Origin of the sequence: Pseudomonas putida (genome assembly GCF_001941965.1) — a bacterium.
Classification (GTDB): Bacteria; Pseudomonadota; Gammaproteobacteria; order Pseudomonadales; family Pseudomonadaceae; genus Aquipseudomonas; species Aquipseudomonas putida_L.
In genome coordinates this window covers 100,000-112,579 of the sequence record NZ_MKZO01000014.1, presented here as the reverse complement: position 1 = coordinate 112,579, position 12,580 = coordinate 100,000, and the positions used below count along the sequence as shown (strand labels likewise).

Annotated in this window: 9 protein-coding genes and 1 pseudogene; 7 read left to right on the top strand and 3 right to left on the bottom strand. The window is 65.5% G+C overall.

Features of this window, described 5'->3' with window-relative positions; all coding sequences use genetic code 11:
• The first annotated feature begins 1 nt into the window (after position 1).
• Genes cobN through PSEMO_RS10435 form a run of 3 tightly spaced genes read left to right on the top strand, consistent with a single transcriptional unit; the run spans position 2 to position 5,422 of the window.
• Complete coding sequence (gene cobN / locus PSEMO_RS10445) at positions 2–3,763, top strand: cobaltochelatase subunit CobN (protein WP_075802995.1); 3,762 nt, start codon at positions 2–4, stop codon at positions 3,761–3,763.
• Between the two features lies 1 nt (position 3,764).
• Positions 3,765–4,763 (top strand): ATP-binding protein, encoded by a 999-nt coding sequence (locus PSEMO_RS10440; RefSeq protein WP_075802994.1) that lies wholly within the window; start codon positions 3,765–3,767, stop codon positions 4,761–4,763.
• Positions 4,760–5,422 (top strand): vWA domain-containing protein, encoded by a 663-nt coding sequence (locus tag PSEMO_RS10435; RefSeq protein WP_372239110.1) that lies wholly within the window; start codon positions 4,760–4,762, stop codon positions 5,420–5,422. Before PSEMO_RS10440 ends, PSEMO_RS10435 begins: the two co-directional genes overlap by 4 nt.
• Positions 5,423–5,566: 144 nt before the next feature.
• On the opposite strand, the gene PSEMO_RS10430 is transcribed toward PSEMO_RS10435, so the two are convergent.
• Positions 5,567–5,833, bottom strand: a complete 267-nt coding sequence (locus PSEMO_RS10430; RefSeq protein ID WP_075802992.1) for a hypothetical protein — start codon at positions 5,831–5,833, stop codon at positions 5,567–5,569.
• A 324-nt stretch (positions 5,834–6,157) separates the two neighbouring features.
• Between PSEMO_RS10430 and PSEMO_RS10425 the strand changes: the two genes are divergently transcribed.
• The 4 genes and pseudogenes from PSEMO_RS10425 to PSEMO_RS34210 all read left to right on the top strand — a co-directional run bounded on the left by PSEMO_RS10425 (position 6,158) and on the right by PSEMO_RS34210 (position 10,134).
• Positions 6,158–7,486: a sigma-54 dependent transcriptional regulator gene (locus PSEMO_RS10425; protein WP_075802991.1), complete on the top strand. Its 1,329-nt coding sequence runs from the start codon at positions 6,158–6,160 to the stop codon at positions 7,484–7,486.
• A gap of 217 nt (positions 7,487–7,703) precedes the next feature.
• Positions 7,704–8,723: a LacI family DNA-binding transcriptional regulator gene (locus PSEMO_RS10420; RefSeq protein ID WP_075802990.1), complete on the top strand. Its 1,020-nt coding sequence runs from the start codon at positions 7,704–7,706 to the stop codon at positions 8,721–8,723.
• Positions 8,724–8,814: 91 nt separating this feature from the next.
• Positions 8,815–9,597, top strand: a pseudogene (locus PSEMO_RS34215) (PAS domain-containing protein); the annotation flags it as partial.
• Between the two features lie 42 nt (positions 9,598–9,639).
• Positions 9,640–10,134, top strand: coding sequence for a methyl-accepting chemotaxis protein (locus tag PSEMO_RS34210; protein ID WP_256721081.1), 495 nt, complete (start codon positions 9,640–9,642; stop codon positions 10,132–10,134).
• A gap of 126 nt (positions 10,135–10,260) precedes the next feature.
• Here PSEMO_RS34210 and PSEMO_RS10410 read toward each other — a convergent pair whose 3' ends face one another.
• A complete protein-coding gene (locus PSEMO_RS10410; RefSeq protein WP_075802988.1) occupies positions 10,261–11,457 on the bottom strand; it encodes an MFS transporter in 1,197 nt (398 codons plus the stop codon).
• Positions 11,458–11,518: 61 nt separating this feature from the next.
• A complete protein-coding gene (locus tag PSEMO_RS10405; RefSeq protein ID WP_075802987.1) occupies positions 11,519–12,568 on the bottom strand; it encodes a heme-dependent oxidative N-demethylase family protein in 1,050 nt (349 codons plus the stop codon).
• Positions 12,569–12,580: the final 12 nt, after the last annotated feature.

Genomic DNA, 12,580 nt, shown 5'->3' with positions numbered 1-12,580 from the left:
CATGCACCTGCTGCGGACCCAGCCCGGCGGCTTCGTGCCCGACGACAGCATTGCCGACCTCGGCCAGACCCCGGCCGAGCTGGTGATTCTCTGCAGCGGTGATTCGCACCTGGCGCTGCTGGCGGAAACTGCCCGCGAGCTGCCGGAGGATTACCCCAGCCTGCGCCTGGCCAACCCCATGCAGGTGCAGAACCACGCCTCGGTCGACCTGTATGTCGACGAGGTGCTGCGCCATGCCAAGGTGATCCTGGTGTCGCTGCATGGCGGCATCGGCTATTGGCGCTATGGCGTCGAGCAGCTGGTCGAGCTGGCGGCCCGTGGCGTGAAGCTGATCCTGGTGCCGGGTGACGACCGCCCGGACCCGGAGCTGAGCAGCCTGGGCAACGTCGCTGCCGAGCAGGCCGAGCGCCTCTGGCACTTCCTGCGCCAGGGCGGCAAGGCCAATGCCCTGAACCTGTTCAATTGCCTCGCCAATACCTGGCTGGGGCGCGATTACCGCTGGGACGAGCCACGGCAACTGCCGCGTACCAGCCTGTACCACCCGCGCCATGCCGAGGCCGGAATGGGCCACTGGCGCGCTGATTGGCATGTTGGGCGACCTGTGGTGCCGATCCTGTTCTACCGCTCCCATCTGCAGGCGGCGAACACTGGCTTTATCGATGTGTTCTGCGAGCGGCTGCAAGGCGCCGGGCTGAATCCGCTGCCGATCGCCGTGGCCAGCCTCAAGGAGGCCGGCTGCCTGGCCCAGGTCGAGGACTGGCTGGACGAAACCGCTGCCGCGCTGATCATCAATACCACCGGTTTCGCCCAGTCCAGCCCGGAACAGCCGCACCTGCGCCCGTTCCGCCGGGATATCCCGGTGCTGCAGGCGATCTGCGCCCAGGACAACGAACCCGGCTGGCAGGCCAGCGAGCAGGGCCTCGGTGCCCGCGACCTGGCCATGCATATCGCCTTGCCGGAACTGGACGGACGCATCATCACCCGGCCGATCAGCTTCAAGGACCTGGCTTGGCGCAGCGAGCGCAGCCAGTCCGATGTGGTCTGCTACCGGCCGCAGCCCGAGCGCATGGACTTCGTCGCCGAACTGGCGCGGCGCTGGTGCGAGCTGGCACGCCTGCCGAATCAGCAGAAGCGCGTGGCCCTGGTGCTGGCCAACTACCCGACCCGGGATGGCCGCATCGGCAACGGCGTCGGCCTCGACACCCCGGCGGCGGCACTGAATATCCTGCGGGCCTTGAAACTACAGGATTACCCGGTGGGCGACCTGCCGGACAGCGGCACCCGGTTGATCCACGACCTGCTCGGCGGCGTCAGCAACGACCTCGACAGCCTCGACCAGCGCCCGTGCATGCAAAGCATGGCCCTGGACGACTACCTGGCGGCCTTCGCGCAATTGCCCGAGGCCAACCAGCAGGCAGTGCGCGAGCGCTGGGGCGAGCCGGCGCAGGACCCGATGTTCCGTGGCGGACGGATGATGATTGCCGGCCTGCGCCTGGGCCTGACCTTCGTCGGCATCCAGCCGGCCCGTGGCTACCAGCTCGACCAGAGCGCGGTGTACCACGACCCCGACCTGGTCCCGCCCCATGGCTACCTGGCTTTCTATTTCTGGCTGCGCCATGGCTTTGCCGCCGATGCGCTGATTCATGTCGGCAAGCACGGCAACCTGGAATGGCTGCCGGGCAAGGGCGTCGGGCTGTCGGCGCAGTGCTGGCCGGATGCGCTGATCGGGCCGCTGCCGAATATCTACCCCTTTATCGTCAACGACCCGGGCGAGGGCGCCCAGGCCAAGCGCCGCACCCAGGCGGTGATCATCGACCACCTGATGCCACCGCTGACCCGCGCCGAGACCTACGGCCCGCTGCGCAACCTGGAGCGCCTGGCCGACGAATACTACGAGGCGCAACTGCTGGACCCGCGCCGCGCCGTGGAATTGCAGAAAGAAATCCTGCAACTGGTGCGCGACAACCATATCGACCGCGAGCTGCAACTGGACGGCGCGCTGGACGATGCGGCGGTGTGGCTGCCGCGTCTGGACACCTACCTGTGCGACCTCAAGGAATCGCAGATCCGCGATGGCCTGCATGTGTTCGGCGAGTCGCCCACGGGGCGCCTGCGCCTCGATACGCTGGCGGCGTTGTTGCGTGTGGCTCGCGGCGATGGCCGTGGCGCCAATGCCAGCCTGCCACGGGCGCTGGCCCGGGCCATGCTGCTGGGCTTCGATCCGCTGGATTGCGAATTGGGCGAACCCTGGCAGGGGCCGCGACCGGCATTGCTGGCGGACCTCGAATGCGGCCCGTGGCGCACCGCCGGGGATACCCGCGAACGCCTGGAAGTCCTTTCGGTGCAGTTGATCGAGCAGACCCTGGCCGGTGATTCGGTCTTGCCGGACGCGCCACAGTGGGATGACGTGCGCGCCGTGCTCGAAGCCCTGGCCGAGCGCGTCGCACCACAGCTGGACAGTTGCGGCGCAGCGGAAATGCACGGCGTGCTGTCCGTCCTCGAAGGCTGTTTCGTCCCGGCTGGCCCCAGTGGCGCGCCGAGTCGCGGGCGACTCGATGTGCTGCCTACCGGACGCAACTTCTACACCGTCGATGTGCGCAACCTGCCCACGGCCACTGCCTGGCGCCTGGGGTTCACCTCGGCCAGCCTGATTCTCGAACGTCACTTGCAGGACCACGGCGACCATTTGCGCCAGCTTGGCCTGTCGGTCTGGGGTACGGCGACGATGCGCACCGGCGGCGACGATATCGCCCAGGCCATGGCCCTCATGGGCGTGCGCCCGGTGTGGGCGGCGGGCAGCCATCGGGTCGACGACTTCGAGATCCTGCCCCTGAGCCTGCTGGACCGGCCACGGGTCGATGTGACCCTGCGCGTCTCCGGGTTCTTCCGTGACGCCTTCGGCAACCTGATCAAGCTGTTCGATGCGGCGGTGCAGGCGGTGGCGGCGCTGGACGAGCCGGACGACATGAACCCCCTGGCCGCCCGGGTGCGCAGCGAGCGCGCCGAACTGCTGGCCAGCGGCCTGGATGAAGACCAGGCGCGGCGTCAGGCCGGCTGGCGGGTGTTCGGCTCCAAGCCGGGCGCCTATGGTGCAGGGGTGCAGAATGCTATCGACGGGCGCCTGTGGCACAGCCGCGAGGACCTGGCCGAGGTCTATCTCAACCATGGCGGCTATGCCTATGGCGGCGCCGACGACGGCACCGAGGCCCGCGGGCATTTCGCCAGGCGCCTGGGCCGGATGCAGGCCGTGCTGCAGAACCAGGACAACCACGAGCACGACCTGCTCGATTCCAATGACTATTACCAGTTCCAGGGCGGCATGCTCGCGGCGGTGGAAACCCTGGGCGGGCAGGGCGTCGCCAGCTACCACGGCGACCACAGTCAGCCGGAGCGCCCACGCATCCGCACCCTGAAGGAAGAACTGAACCGGGTGATCCGTGCCCGCGCCCTGAATCCCAAGTGGATCGACGGGGTCAAGCGCCATGGCTACAAGGGCGCCTTCGAGCTGGCGGCGACGGTGGACAACCTGTTCGCCTTCGACGCCACCACCCATTTGATCGATGACCATCATTACCAGTCGCTGGCCGATGCCTATGTGCTCGACCCGGCGACCCGCGAATTCATCCGCCAGCACAACCCCGAGGCCTTGCGCGATATCACCGAGCGCCTGATCGAGGCCCAGCAGCGCGGCCTCTGGCAGGAACCGGGGGATTATCGTGAAGCCCTGGAAGAGCAACTGCTGGACGGTGAGGAAGAGGCTTGAAATGACTGAACCCGTGCACTTTCCCCTGGCGGCGGTGGTCGGCGCCGAGGACCTGAAACTGGCCTTGTGCCTGACCGCCATCGACCCGAAGATCGGCGGCGTGCTGATCGAGGGGCCACGGGGCATGGCCAAGAGTACGCTGGCCCGTGGCCTGGCGGACCTGCTCGGCGAGGGGCCGTTCGTGACCTTGCCCTTGGGCGCTACCGAGGAGCGCCTGGTCGGCACCCTCGACCTGGATGCCGCGCTGGGCCAGGGCCGGGCGCAGTTCTCCCCGGGCGTGCTGGCCAAGGCCGATGGCGGCGTGCTGTATGTCGACGAGGTCAACCTACTGGCCGATCACCTGGTGGACCTGCTGCTGGATGTGGCTGCCAGTGGTACCAACCGGATCGAGCGTGATGGTGTGTCCCATCGGCACAGTGCGCGTTTCGTGCTGATCGGCACGATGAACCCGGAAGAAGGTGAGCTGCGTCCGCAGTTGCTCGACCGTTTCGGTCTCAATGTGGCCCTGCACGGACAGCCGCTGCCCGAGGCCCGGGGGCAGATCCTGCGTCGGCGCCTGGCCTTCGACAGCGATCCCGCCGGCTTCCTTGCCGACTGGGCGCCGGCCCAGGCCGCGCTGCGCCAGCGCTGCCAGAACGCTCGCCAGCGCCTGGCAAGCATCGAACTGGACGATCGCTCCCTCGCCCTGATCACCGAACGTTGCTTCGCTGCCGGCGTGGATGGTCTGCGCGCCGACCTGGTTTGGTGGCGTGCCGCCCGGGCCCATGCGGCCTGGCGGGGTGGCGAGCGGATCGAGGACGCGGATATCGAGGCGGTGGCCGAGTTCGCCCTGCGTCATCGTCGCCAGGAACCGTCCGCTGGCAGCCAGCCACCGGCACCAGCGAACGGCCAGGCGCAGCCATCGCCGCCAGCGCAAGCCGGGCAGTGGGGTGAAATGCCGGCCCAGCCAGTGGCCACCGGGGCCCGGCGCGAGGTCCCGACCTGGCCAAAAAAGCCCTGAGCATCCGTGCCCGCGCCAGCGCGGATGCCAGGCCCAAGGCCGGCAGGCTCGACCAGGGCCCGCGTGGTCGCGGGCGCAGCGCGGGGCAGGGCAAGGTCGACTGGCCGGCGACCCTGCTTAACGGCCGGCCACGGCAACGCGGCGACCTGCGCTGGATCCAGCGCAATGCCGCGCATCCCGAACTGTGGCTGGTGATTGTCGACGCTTCGGCCTCGACCCGGCGTTACCAGGCATTGAGCAAGGCCAAGGGCGTGCTGGCGCATTTCTTCGATCAGGCTTACCGCGCCCGGGCACGCCTGGCCTTGCTGACGGCCAGCGGCAACACGCCGCGCTGGCAGCGTCATGGCCTGAAAGCCTCGGCGGCTTTACAGCCGTGGCTGGCGGAGCTGGGGGCGGGAGGTGGTACGCCGTTGCTGGCGGCGCTGGAGGAAGCGCGACAGTGGCTGTTGCGCCGGCAACGGCAATTTCCCGGCGAAATGCAGCGATGCCTGCTGCTCACCGACGGACGGTTGACGATTGATAGACAACTTCAAGCGCTGCCCTGCTGCACTTTATTGCTCGATATGGAAAGTGCACCGATCCGTCTGGGACGGGCCCGGCAGCTTGCGGAAAGTTTGCAGGCACAATACCGGCATATCGACGAGTTGCGCGAAGGCTGACGGCGGTGAAGTGTCGCAGCGACAATAAGCCTCAAGTTTCTGGATGACTTTCGGCGCAAGCTTCAAGCTGCAAGTTGCAAGAAAAAGCAGATCAAACGCGCGTTGCTCTTACTTGCCGCTTAAAGCTTGAAGCTTGTAGCTGGATCAGGAAGGCATGGTCCAGGGCTGCAGGTCGTAACCTTTCTGGCTCAGCTCGGCACGCACTTCCTCGATCAGGTGTGCCCATTGTGCCGGGTCCGAGTAGGTGCTGCTCGGCACCTGCTTGCTGCCAATCCGGGTGCTGGTCCGGTCAATCACTGCAAGGCTTAGCTCGCCAGTGCCGTTTGGCGCATCCCAGGCAACGCACTGGAAGGGTTCGAAGGCGTGGTCGGCAATCAGCAGTGCTTCGTTGACACGCAGCGGAGCGTTCATGGGTTCGGTCTCTCTATGGTCCCAAACAGCAAAGGAAAGTTGCCGGGGCGTCATGCGCGGCGGCAGGTTACTTGTACTGATGTCCGAAGTAACAGGTGAAGTCACACTGCATTGAAAAATTTTTTGTTCACGCTTCGGACATTCAATTATTTCTGGCGCTTGTGACGTTGAATTCAGGCAAATGTTCCGTGACGTAAATGTAATGGAATTTTTCAGCGGACAGACGGTCATGGGCGAACTGGCGTTCGTTGCTACCGTTACCCACAGGTTTGCCAAGATGCTGTTTCTACTCGATTTTCCAAAAATTGACGTCAAGGAAAGATCATGCTCGAGCCTGCCCCGCACCGTCGTTTGCTGGTGGTCGATCCCTGCGATGACTGCCACCGTCTACTCCCCGGTTTGCGCAGCATTGGCTGGGATGTCCACAGCTGTACCCTGGCCACGGCGCTGGAGCATTCCTGTGATGTCGGCCTGCTGCGCCTGCAGGCCAGTCACTTGCAGCGCCCCGAAGCGGTCAAGGACCTGATCAGCCGCAGCGGCGCCGAATGGATCGCGGTGTTGAGCCCCCAGGAACTGCGGGCGCAGAAGGTCGGGGATTTCGTCTGCGAGTGGTTTTTCGATTTCCATACCCTGCCGTTCGATGTGTCGCGGGTCCAGGTGACCCTGGGGCGGGCCTTTGGCATGGGGCGCCTGCGCGGCAAGGGGGCGGCGCGCACCGAGGAGCCGGCGCACGAACTGCTGGGCGACAGCCGGGCCATCCGCGAGCTGCGCAAGCTGCTGAGCAAGCTGGCGCCGACCGAGTCGCCGGTGCTGATCCGTGGCGAAAGCGGCACCGGCAAGGAGCTGGTGGCGCGTACCCTGCACCGTGAATCCTTGCGCAACGACAAGCCGTTCGTGGCGATCAACTGCGGGGCGATTCCTGAGCACCTGATCCAGTCGGAGCTGTTCGGCCATGAGAAAGGCGCCTTTACCGGGGCGCACCAGCGCAAGGTCGGACGGATCGAGGCGGCCCACGGGGGCACGCTGTTCCTCGACGAAATCGGTGATCTGCCCCTGGAGCTGCAGGCCAATCTGCTGCGCTTTCTGCAGGAAAAGCATATCGAGCGGGTGGGCGGCAGCCAGCCGATCGCCGTGGATGTGCGGGTGCTGGCGGCGACCCATGTGGATCTGGAGAGCGCCATCGTCAGCGGGCGTTTTCGCGAAGACCTGTATTACCGCCTGAATGTCCTGCAGGTGATCACTGCGCCGCTGCGTGACCGGCATGGTGACCTGTCGATGCTGGCCAGCCACTTTTCCCGCTTCTACAGCCAGGAAACCGGGCGGCGCCCGCGCACTTTCAGCGAGGACGCCCTGAGCGCCATGGGCAAGCATGACTGGCCGGGTAATGTGCGTGAACTGGCCAACCGGGTAAGGCGCGGGCTGGTGCTGGCGGAAGGGCGGCAGATCGAACCGCGCGACCTGGGCCTGCATGAGCAGCTCAACCACGTAGCGGCGCCCATGGGCACGCTGGAAGACTACAAGCACCAGGCCGAACGTCAGGCGCTATGCGATGTGCTGGATCGGCACAGCGACAACCTGAGTGTCGCAGCCAAGGTCCTCGGGGTGTCACGGCCGACGTTTTACCGGTTGTTGCACAAGCATCAGATACGGTAAATCAGGAACCCTCCGCGGACCTTGTGCGTTCATCGGACCGATAGGGGGTTCACCACCGCAATCGCTGGCAAGCCAGCTCCCACAGGGTCCGAGTCGCTGCAGAATGAGCTGGCTTGCCAGCGATGAGGCCCTCAGCACCAACCCAGGTGCATTGCCTTGCCAGCCAACCCGTGCACCACTAACCTTGCCGGCTTTCCCCGCAACTCCCCGAGCCGCCATGTCCCGCAGCACCTCCCGTACCACAGGCCGTCCCACCCTGGCCGAAGTCGCCCGGCTTTCCGGGGTTTCGCCGATCACCGTGTCCCGGGCCCTGCGCGGGGTGGCCACGGTGGCGCCGGAGTTGGTGGAGAAGGTCCAGGCCGCTGCGGCCCAGCTCGGCTATGTCGCCAACCCCGCGGCCCGCGCCCTGGCCTCGGCGCAGAGCCAGTCGGTGGCGGTGCTGATCCCGTCGCTGTCCAACCAGCTGTTCGTCGAGACCCTCGACGCGATCCACGATGTCCTGCGCCCGCGCGGCCTGGAAGTGATGATTGGCAACTTCCACTACGACGCCAGCGTAGAGGAAAACCTGCTGCGCAGTTACCTCGCCCATCAACCCCGCGGCCTGTTACTGACCGGCTTCGAGCGCAGCGAAGCGTCACGGCGGATGCTCGCCGCCAGCCGCGTGCCCTGCGTGCATATGATGGAGCTGGGCGACCAGGAGGGTGTGGTCTCGGTGGGCTTTTCCCAGCATGAGGCCGGTCGCGCGGTCGCCCGCCATCTGATCGAGCGTGGGCGACGACGCCTCGGCTTTATCGCTGCGCAACTGGACGCCCGGGTCCTGCAACGCGCCGAGGGTTTCCGCCAGGCACTGCGCGAAGCGGGGCTGTACGATCCGGCGCTGGAACGCCTGGTCCCGCAGCCATCGTCCATCGGCCTGGGCGGCGAGCTGTTCAGCCAGTTGCTGGCCCGCCATGGCGATCTCGACGGGATCTTCTTCTGCAACGACGACCTCGCCCATGGTGCGATCTTCCAGGCCCAGCGCCAGGGCATCCGGGTCCCGCAGCAGGTGGCGATGGTCGGTTTCAATGACCTGCCGGCCTCGGCCCATATGGTCCCGCGCCTGACCTCGATCCGCACGCCACTGGCCGCCATCGGCCGGCACGCGGCGCAGGCGCTGCTCGATCTGCTCGACGGCAAGCGCGGGAAAAATCCTGCCCAGGACCTTGGTTTTGCCCTGATGATCCGCGAAAGCAGCTGAAAACAGCCGATAAATGGTGGTAGTGGAGCGCTTGCAGGGCGTCTTCGCCCATCTATGCTGAGCACAATTCCGCCAATGGAGTGTGCGTGACATGTTCGACTCCCATCGCAAATCGGACCTGGCAGAAATCGAGCGGTGTAATCGGGCGTTGGCTGAAGCCAACGCAAAACTGGCAGCGATCAGCCGTTCCATGGCCATGATCGAGTTCAGTCCCGATGGAGTAGTACTCGACGCAAACGAGCATTTTTGCAAAGCCATGGACTACAAACTCGAGGAAATCCGCGGTCAGCATCACCGGATTTTCTGCGAGGAGGCCTACACCAAGACCGAGGAATACCGCCAGCTGTGGCGCGACCTGGCCCAGGGCCAGGCACGCAGCGGGACCTTCCTGCGCCTGGATCGCCAGCGCAAGGAGCTGTGGCTGGAAGCCAGCTACATGCCGGTCTTCGGCAACAATGGCGTGGTCACCAGCATCATCAAGGTGGCCAGCGACATCACCGCGCGGGTGGTGCACGAGCACGAGGCGGACTGCCTGCTCGAAGCCATCGGCCGCTCCATGGCGGTGATCGAGTTCACCCCCGAAGGCCGGGTAATCACGGCCAACGACAACTTCCTGCATACCATGCACTACCGCCTCGACGAGGTGGTCGGGCAGCATCACAGCCTGTTCTGCCACAAGAGCGAAAGCGAGTCGGCGGACTACAGGGCCTTCTGGGCTTCCCTCAACCGCGGTGAATACCACTCGCACCGCTTCGAGCGGGTCAACAAGCTGGGGCAGATGGTCTATCTGGAAGCCTCGTACAACCCGATCTTCGACACCAAGGGCCGGCTGTACAAAGTGGTCAAGTTCGCCAGCGATATCACCCATCAGGTCTGCACCCAGCAGTCCGCTGCCGAAGCCGCCCATGCGACGTCAGTGCAGAACGACGCCTGCGCGCGCAAGGGCTCGGAAGTGGTGCAGCAGACGGTGCACGTGATCGAAGAGATTTCCCATGACCTCAACGAGGCGGCACGCAGTATTGACGCGGTGAACCGGCAGTCGGAGCTGATCGGGCAGATTGTCCTGACCATTCGCGGGATTGCCGACCAGACCAACCTGCTGGCGTTGAATGCGGCGATCGAGGCGGCGCGGGCCGGGGAACATGGGCGCGGCTTTGCCGTGGTTGCCGAGGAAGTGCGCAATCTTGCGGCGCGAACCAGCAAGGCCACGGTGGAGATCGTCGAGGTGGTCAGGCAGAACCATGACCTGTCGCTGAAGGCGGTGGCCAGCATGCAATCCAGCCTGAACCGGACGGGGCAGGGAGTGGACCTGGCCAACGAGGCCGGCGAGGTGATCCTGGAAATCCAGCAGGGCTCGCGGCATGTGGTGGATGCGATCAGCCAGATCAATTCGACCTTGCAACTGCACTAGGCTTTCGGGCCTCATCGCTGCGGTGCGGCGGTCCGACAAGCCAGCTCCCACAGGTTCAGCGGTGCACGCGATCCCTGTGGGAGCTGGCTTGCCAGCGATGAGGCCCTCAGCCCCACAACATGATTTTCAGACCGCAGCCGCCAGTTGCGCCACCACATGCTCCTTGCGAATCCTCGCCAACGGCACACTCACCAGCGCCAGGGTCAGCACCACCGTCACCGCAATCCCCCAGGCCGCCAGGGTAAAGCCGCCCAGCGAAATCAACCCACCGGAAATCGCCGGCCCCACCGCCAGGCCGAGGCTCAGGAAACTCCCCGCTGCCGCCACCACGCGACCCTCGCGATCCAGCTCCGCCGCCAGCCCGGTGAGGTAGCTCAGGGCGTAGAAGTAGGTGATGCAGATGGTCATCACCCCGGCCGTGTACATGCTCTTGGAATGCTCGCCCAGTACATAGCTCAGGCTGGTCGCGCCAGTCAGCAGCACGGCAAGGATCACCGGGGTGCTCATACCGAAGCGCTTGCCGATCATCGCCGCCAGCAGCGGGCCGATCAGGCCGACCACCGATTGCACCGAGAGCAGCACGCCCAGCTCGTCACCGCTATAGCCGACCATGGTCCCGATCCGCTCGACGAAGGCCCAGCCCATGGTGTCCCGCGCCTGGAACACGAACATCGCCAGCATCATGCACACTGCCGGCAGGCTGAGCAGGACATTGCCCTTGCCGCCACTGGCAACCACCACGGTCTCCACCGCCGGCGCGCGCTGGACCATGGCCGGGATCGCCAGCAACATCACCGCCATGGTCGCGGCCATCGCGTAGTACAACCCGGGCAGGCCGAACGCCGCCATGACCTTGGCGTAACCCAGCATCACCACGATCATCAGCAGTACCGACAGCACGTTCATATGCCCGGCGATACGGTCCGGCTGCTTCGCGCTGGACACCGCGGCATTGCCGCAGGCCAGGGCCAGCCCGGCGCCAACCCCGGCGACGCAGCGCACGGCGGCGAGCAGATAGAGATCGGCGACATTGGCGCTGACCAGGTTGGCGGCGATCGCCAGCAAGGTGCCGCCGATCGCCAGGGTCCGCCGCGGTGCACGCCCCATGAACGGCGCCACCAGCAAGGACGCGAGCATTGTGAAGCCAAACTCCGCCGACATCAGCAGCCCGGCCTGGGCCTCGTTGAGTTGCAGGTCGTGGATGATCGCGCTGATCAGGAACGGCAAGGCCCACAGGCCGAGCAAGCCGACCCCGTAGGCCGAGGCGGCTGCGGAGAACACCAGGCTCCAGCTTTCAGGCAGGAAGTTGCGTATTGTTTTCATTATGGTTTTCCCGGATTTGCACGCAAAAAAGCGCGCCATTATCGGCGCGCTTGTGGTTTTTTCATTGCTGACTTTCGTCGACTGGCGTGCCGTCGTCGTATTGCGCCAGCCAGGCCACCATGGCGTCCCGATAACGGGTGAAGCCCTTGTAGTCCACCAGTTCCTGGTCCAGGTCGCGGATCACCCGGTGCATGCGCTTGGCCCATTGCGGGGCGAAGTCGGCCAACTGTTGCAGGCTGACCAGGTAGGTGCGTACCGGGAACAGTACGGCGTTGCTGCGCGGCAAACGGTGCAGCGGTTGCAGCTCGATGCGCAGGTTGACCAGCTCGCCGGCGTTTTCCGCGGTCACCGTGGTGCGGTCCGGGGCCCAGTCCGGCAGCGTCTCGGCAGAGGTTTCCAGGCGCGGATTGACGGTGATCGACCAGTTGGTCCGACGCACCGGGTGCCCCGGGCGCAGGCGCAGGAGGAACTTCAGCGCACGCTGGAGAATGCCCATCTCGTGCAGCTTCGGCACCGGGCCATGGAACTCCATGAAGCTCATGCCGAGGTTGAAGCGCAGCGAGTAGTCGGCGCGCTGGGTGGCCATGCCGGCGCCCATCACCAGGGTGTCGTCGCGCTCTTCGAGGAGGATGAACTCGCCCTGGGCCTGGCGGGTGATGTATTCCATCGGGTCCATCGGCAGGGTGCTGGCATCACCGAAGGTGAAGGTATTGTCCAGGCCCAGCGGGCGGTTGATCCAGCGCCATTGCGTGCCGTTCTTCTCCAGGCTGAAGTGCTCGGGGAAGTCCCGGGAATAGGACTCCATCAGCAGTTCCAGCAGGTCCCACTGGGCTTCCATCATGTGCGGCAGGGCGGCGTAGTGCACGCCCGGCTGGGTTTCGAGGATCTGCGCGCGGTGATGGCACTCGGAGATGTAGTGCTCGTCGATATCGAACTGGGCACGCAGGGCACCCTCGCCGAAGGGCACATGGGGTTCGACGTTCATCGAGTACATGTACTGGTCTTCCGGGTACGGGAAGGGCAGGCGCAACACCGCCTCGCGGCTGTTGCGGTAGGTGAAGCCCTTGGCGTCGAGGTCGGCGTAGCTTTCGATCGGCTTGAATACGGTCATTTGTTGTTGTCC

Coding starts and splice junctions, on each gene's coding strand:
- cobN (WP_075802995.1), top strand. CDS start 2: ATGCACCTGCTGCGGACCCAGCCCGGCGGCTTCGTGCCCGACGACAGC.
- PSEMO_RS10440 (WP_075802994.1), top strand. CDS start 3,765: ATGACTGAACCCGTGCACTTTCCCCTGGCGGCGGTGGTCGGCGCCGAG.
- PSEMO_RS10410 (WP_075802988.1), bottom strand. CDS start 11,457: ATGAAAACAATACGCAACTTCCTGCCTGAAAGCTGGAGCCTGGTGTTC.
- PSEMO_RS10430 (WP_075802992.1), bottom strand. CDS start 5,833: ATGAACGCTCCGCTGCGTGTCAACGAAGCACTGCTGATTGCCGACCAC.
- PSEMO_RS10425 (WP_075802991.1), top strand. CDS start 6,158: ATGCTCGAGCCTGCCCCGCACCGTCGTTTGCTGGTGGTCGATCCCTGC.
- PSEMO_RS10405 (WP_075802987.1), bottom strand. CDS start 12,568: ATGACCGTATTCAAGCCGATCGAAAGCTACGCCGACCTCGACGCCAAG.
- PSEMO_RS10420 (WP_075802990.1), top strand. CDS start 7,704: ATGTCCCGCAGCACCTCCCGTACCACAGGCCGTCCCACCCTGGCCGAA.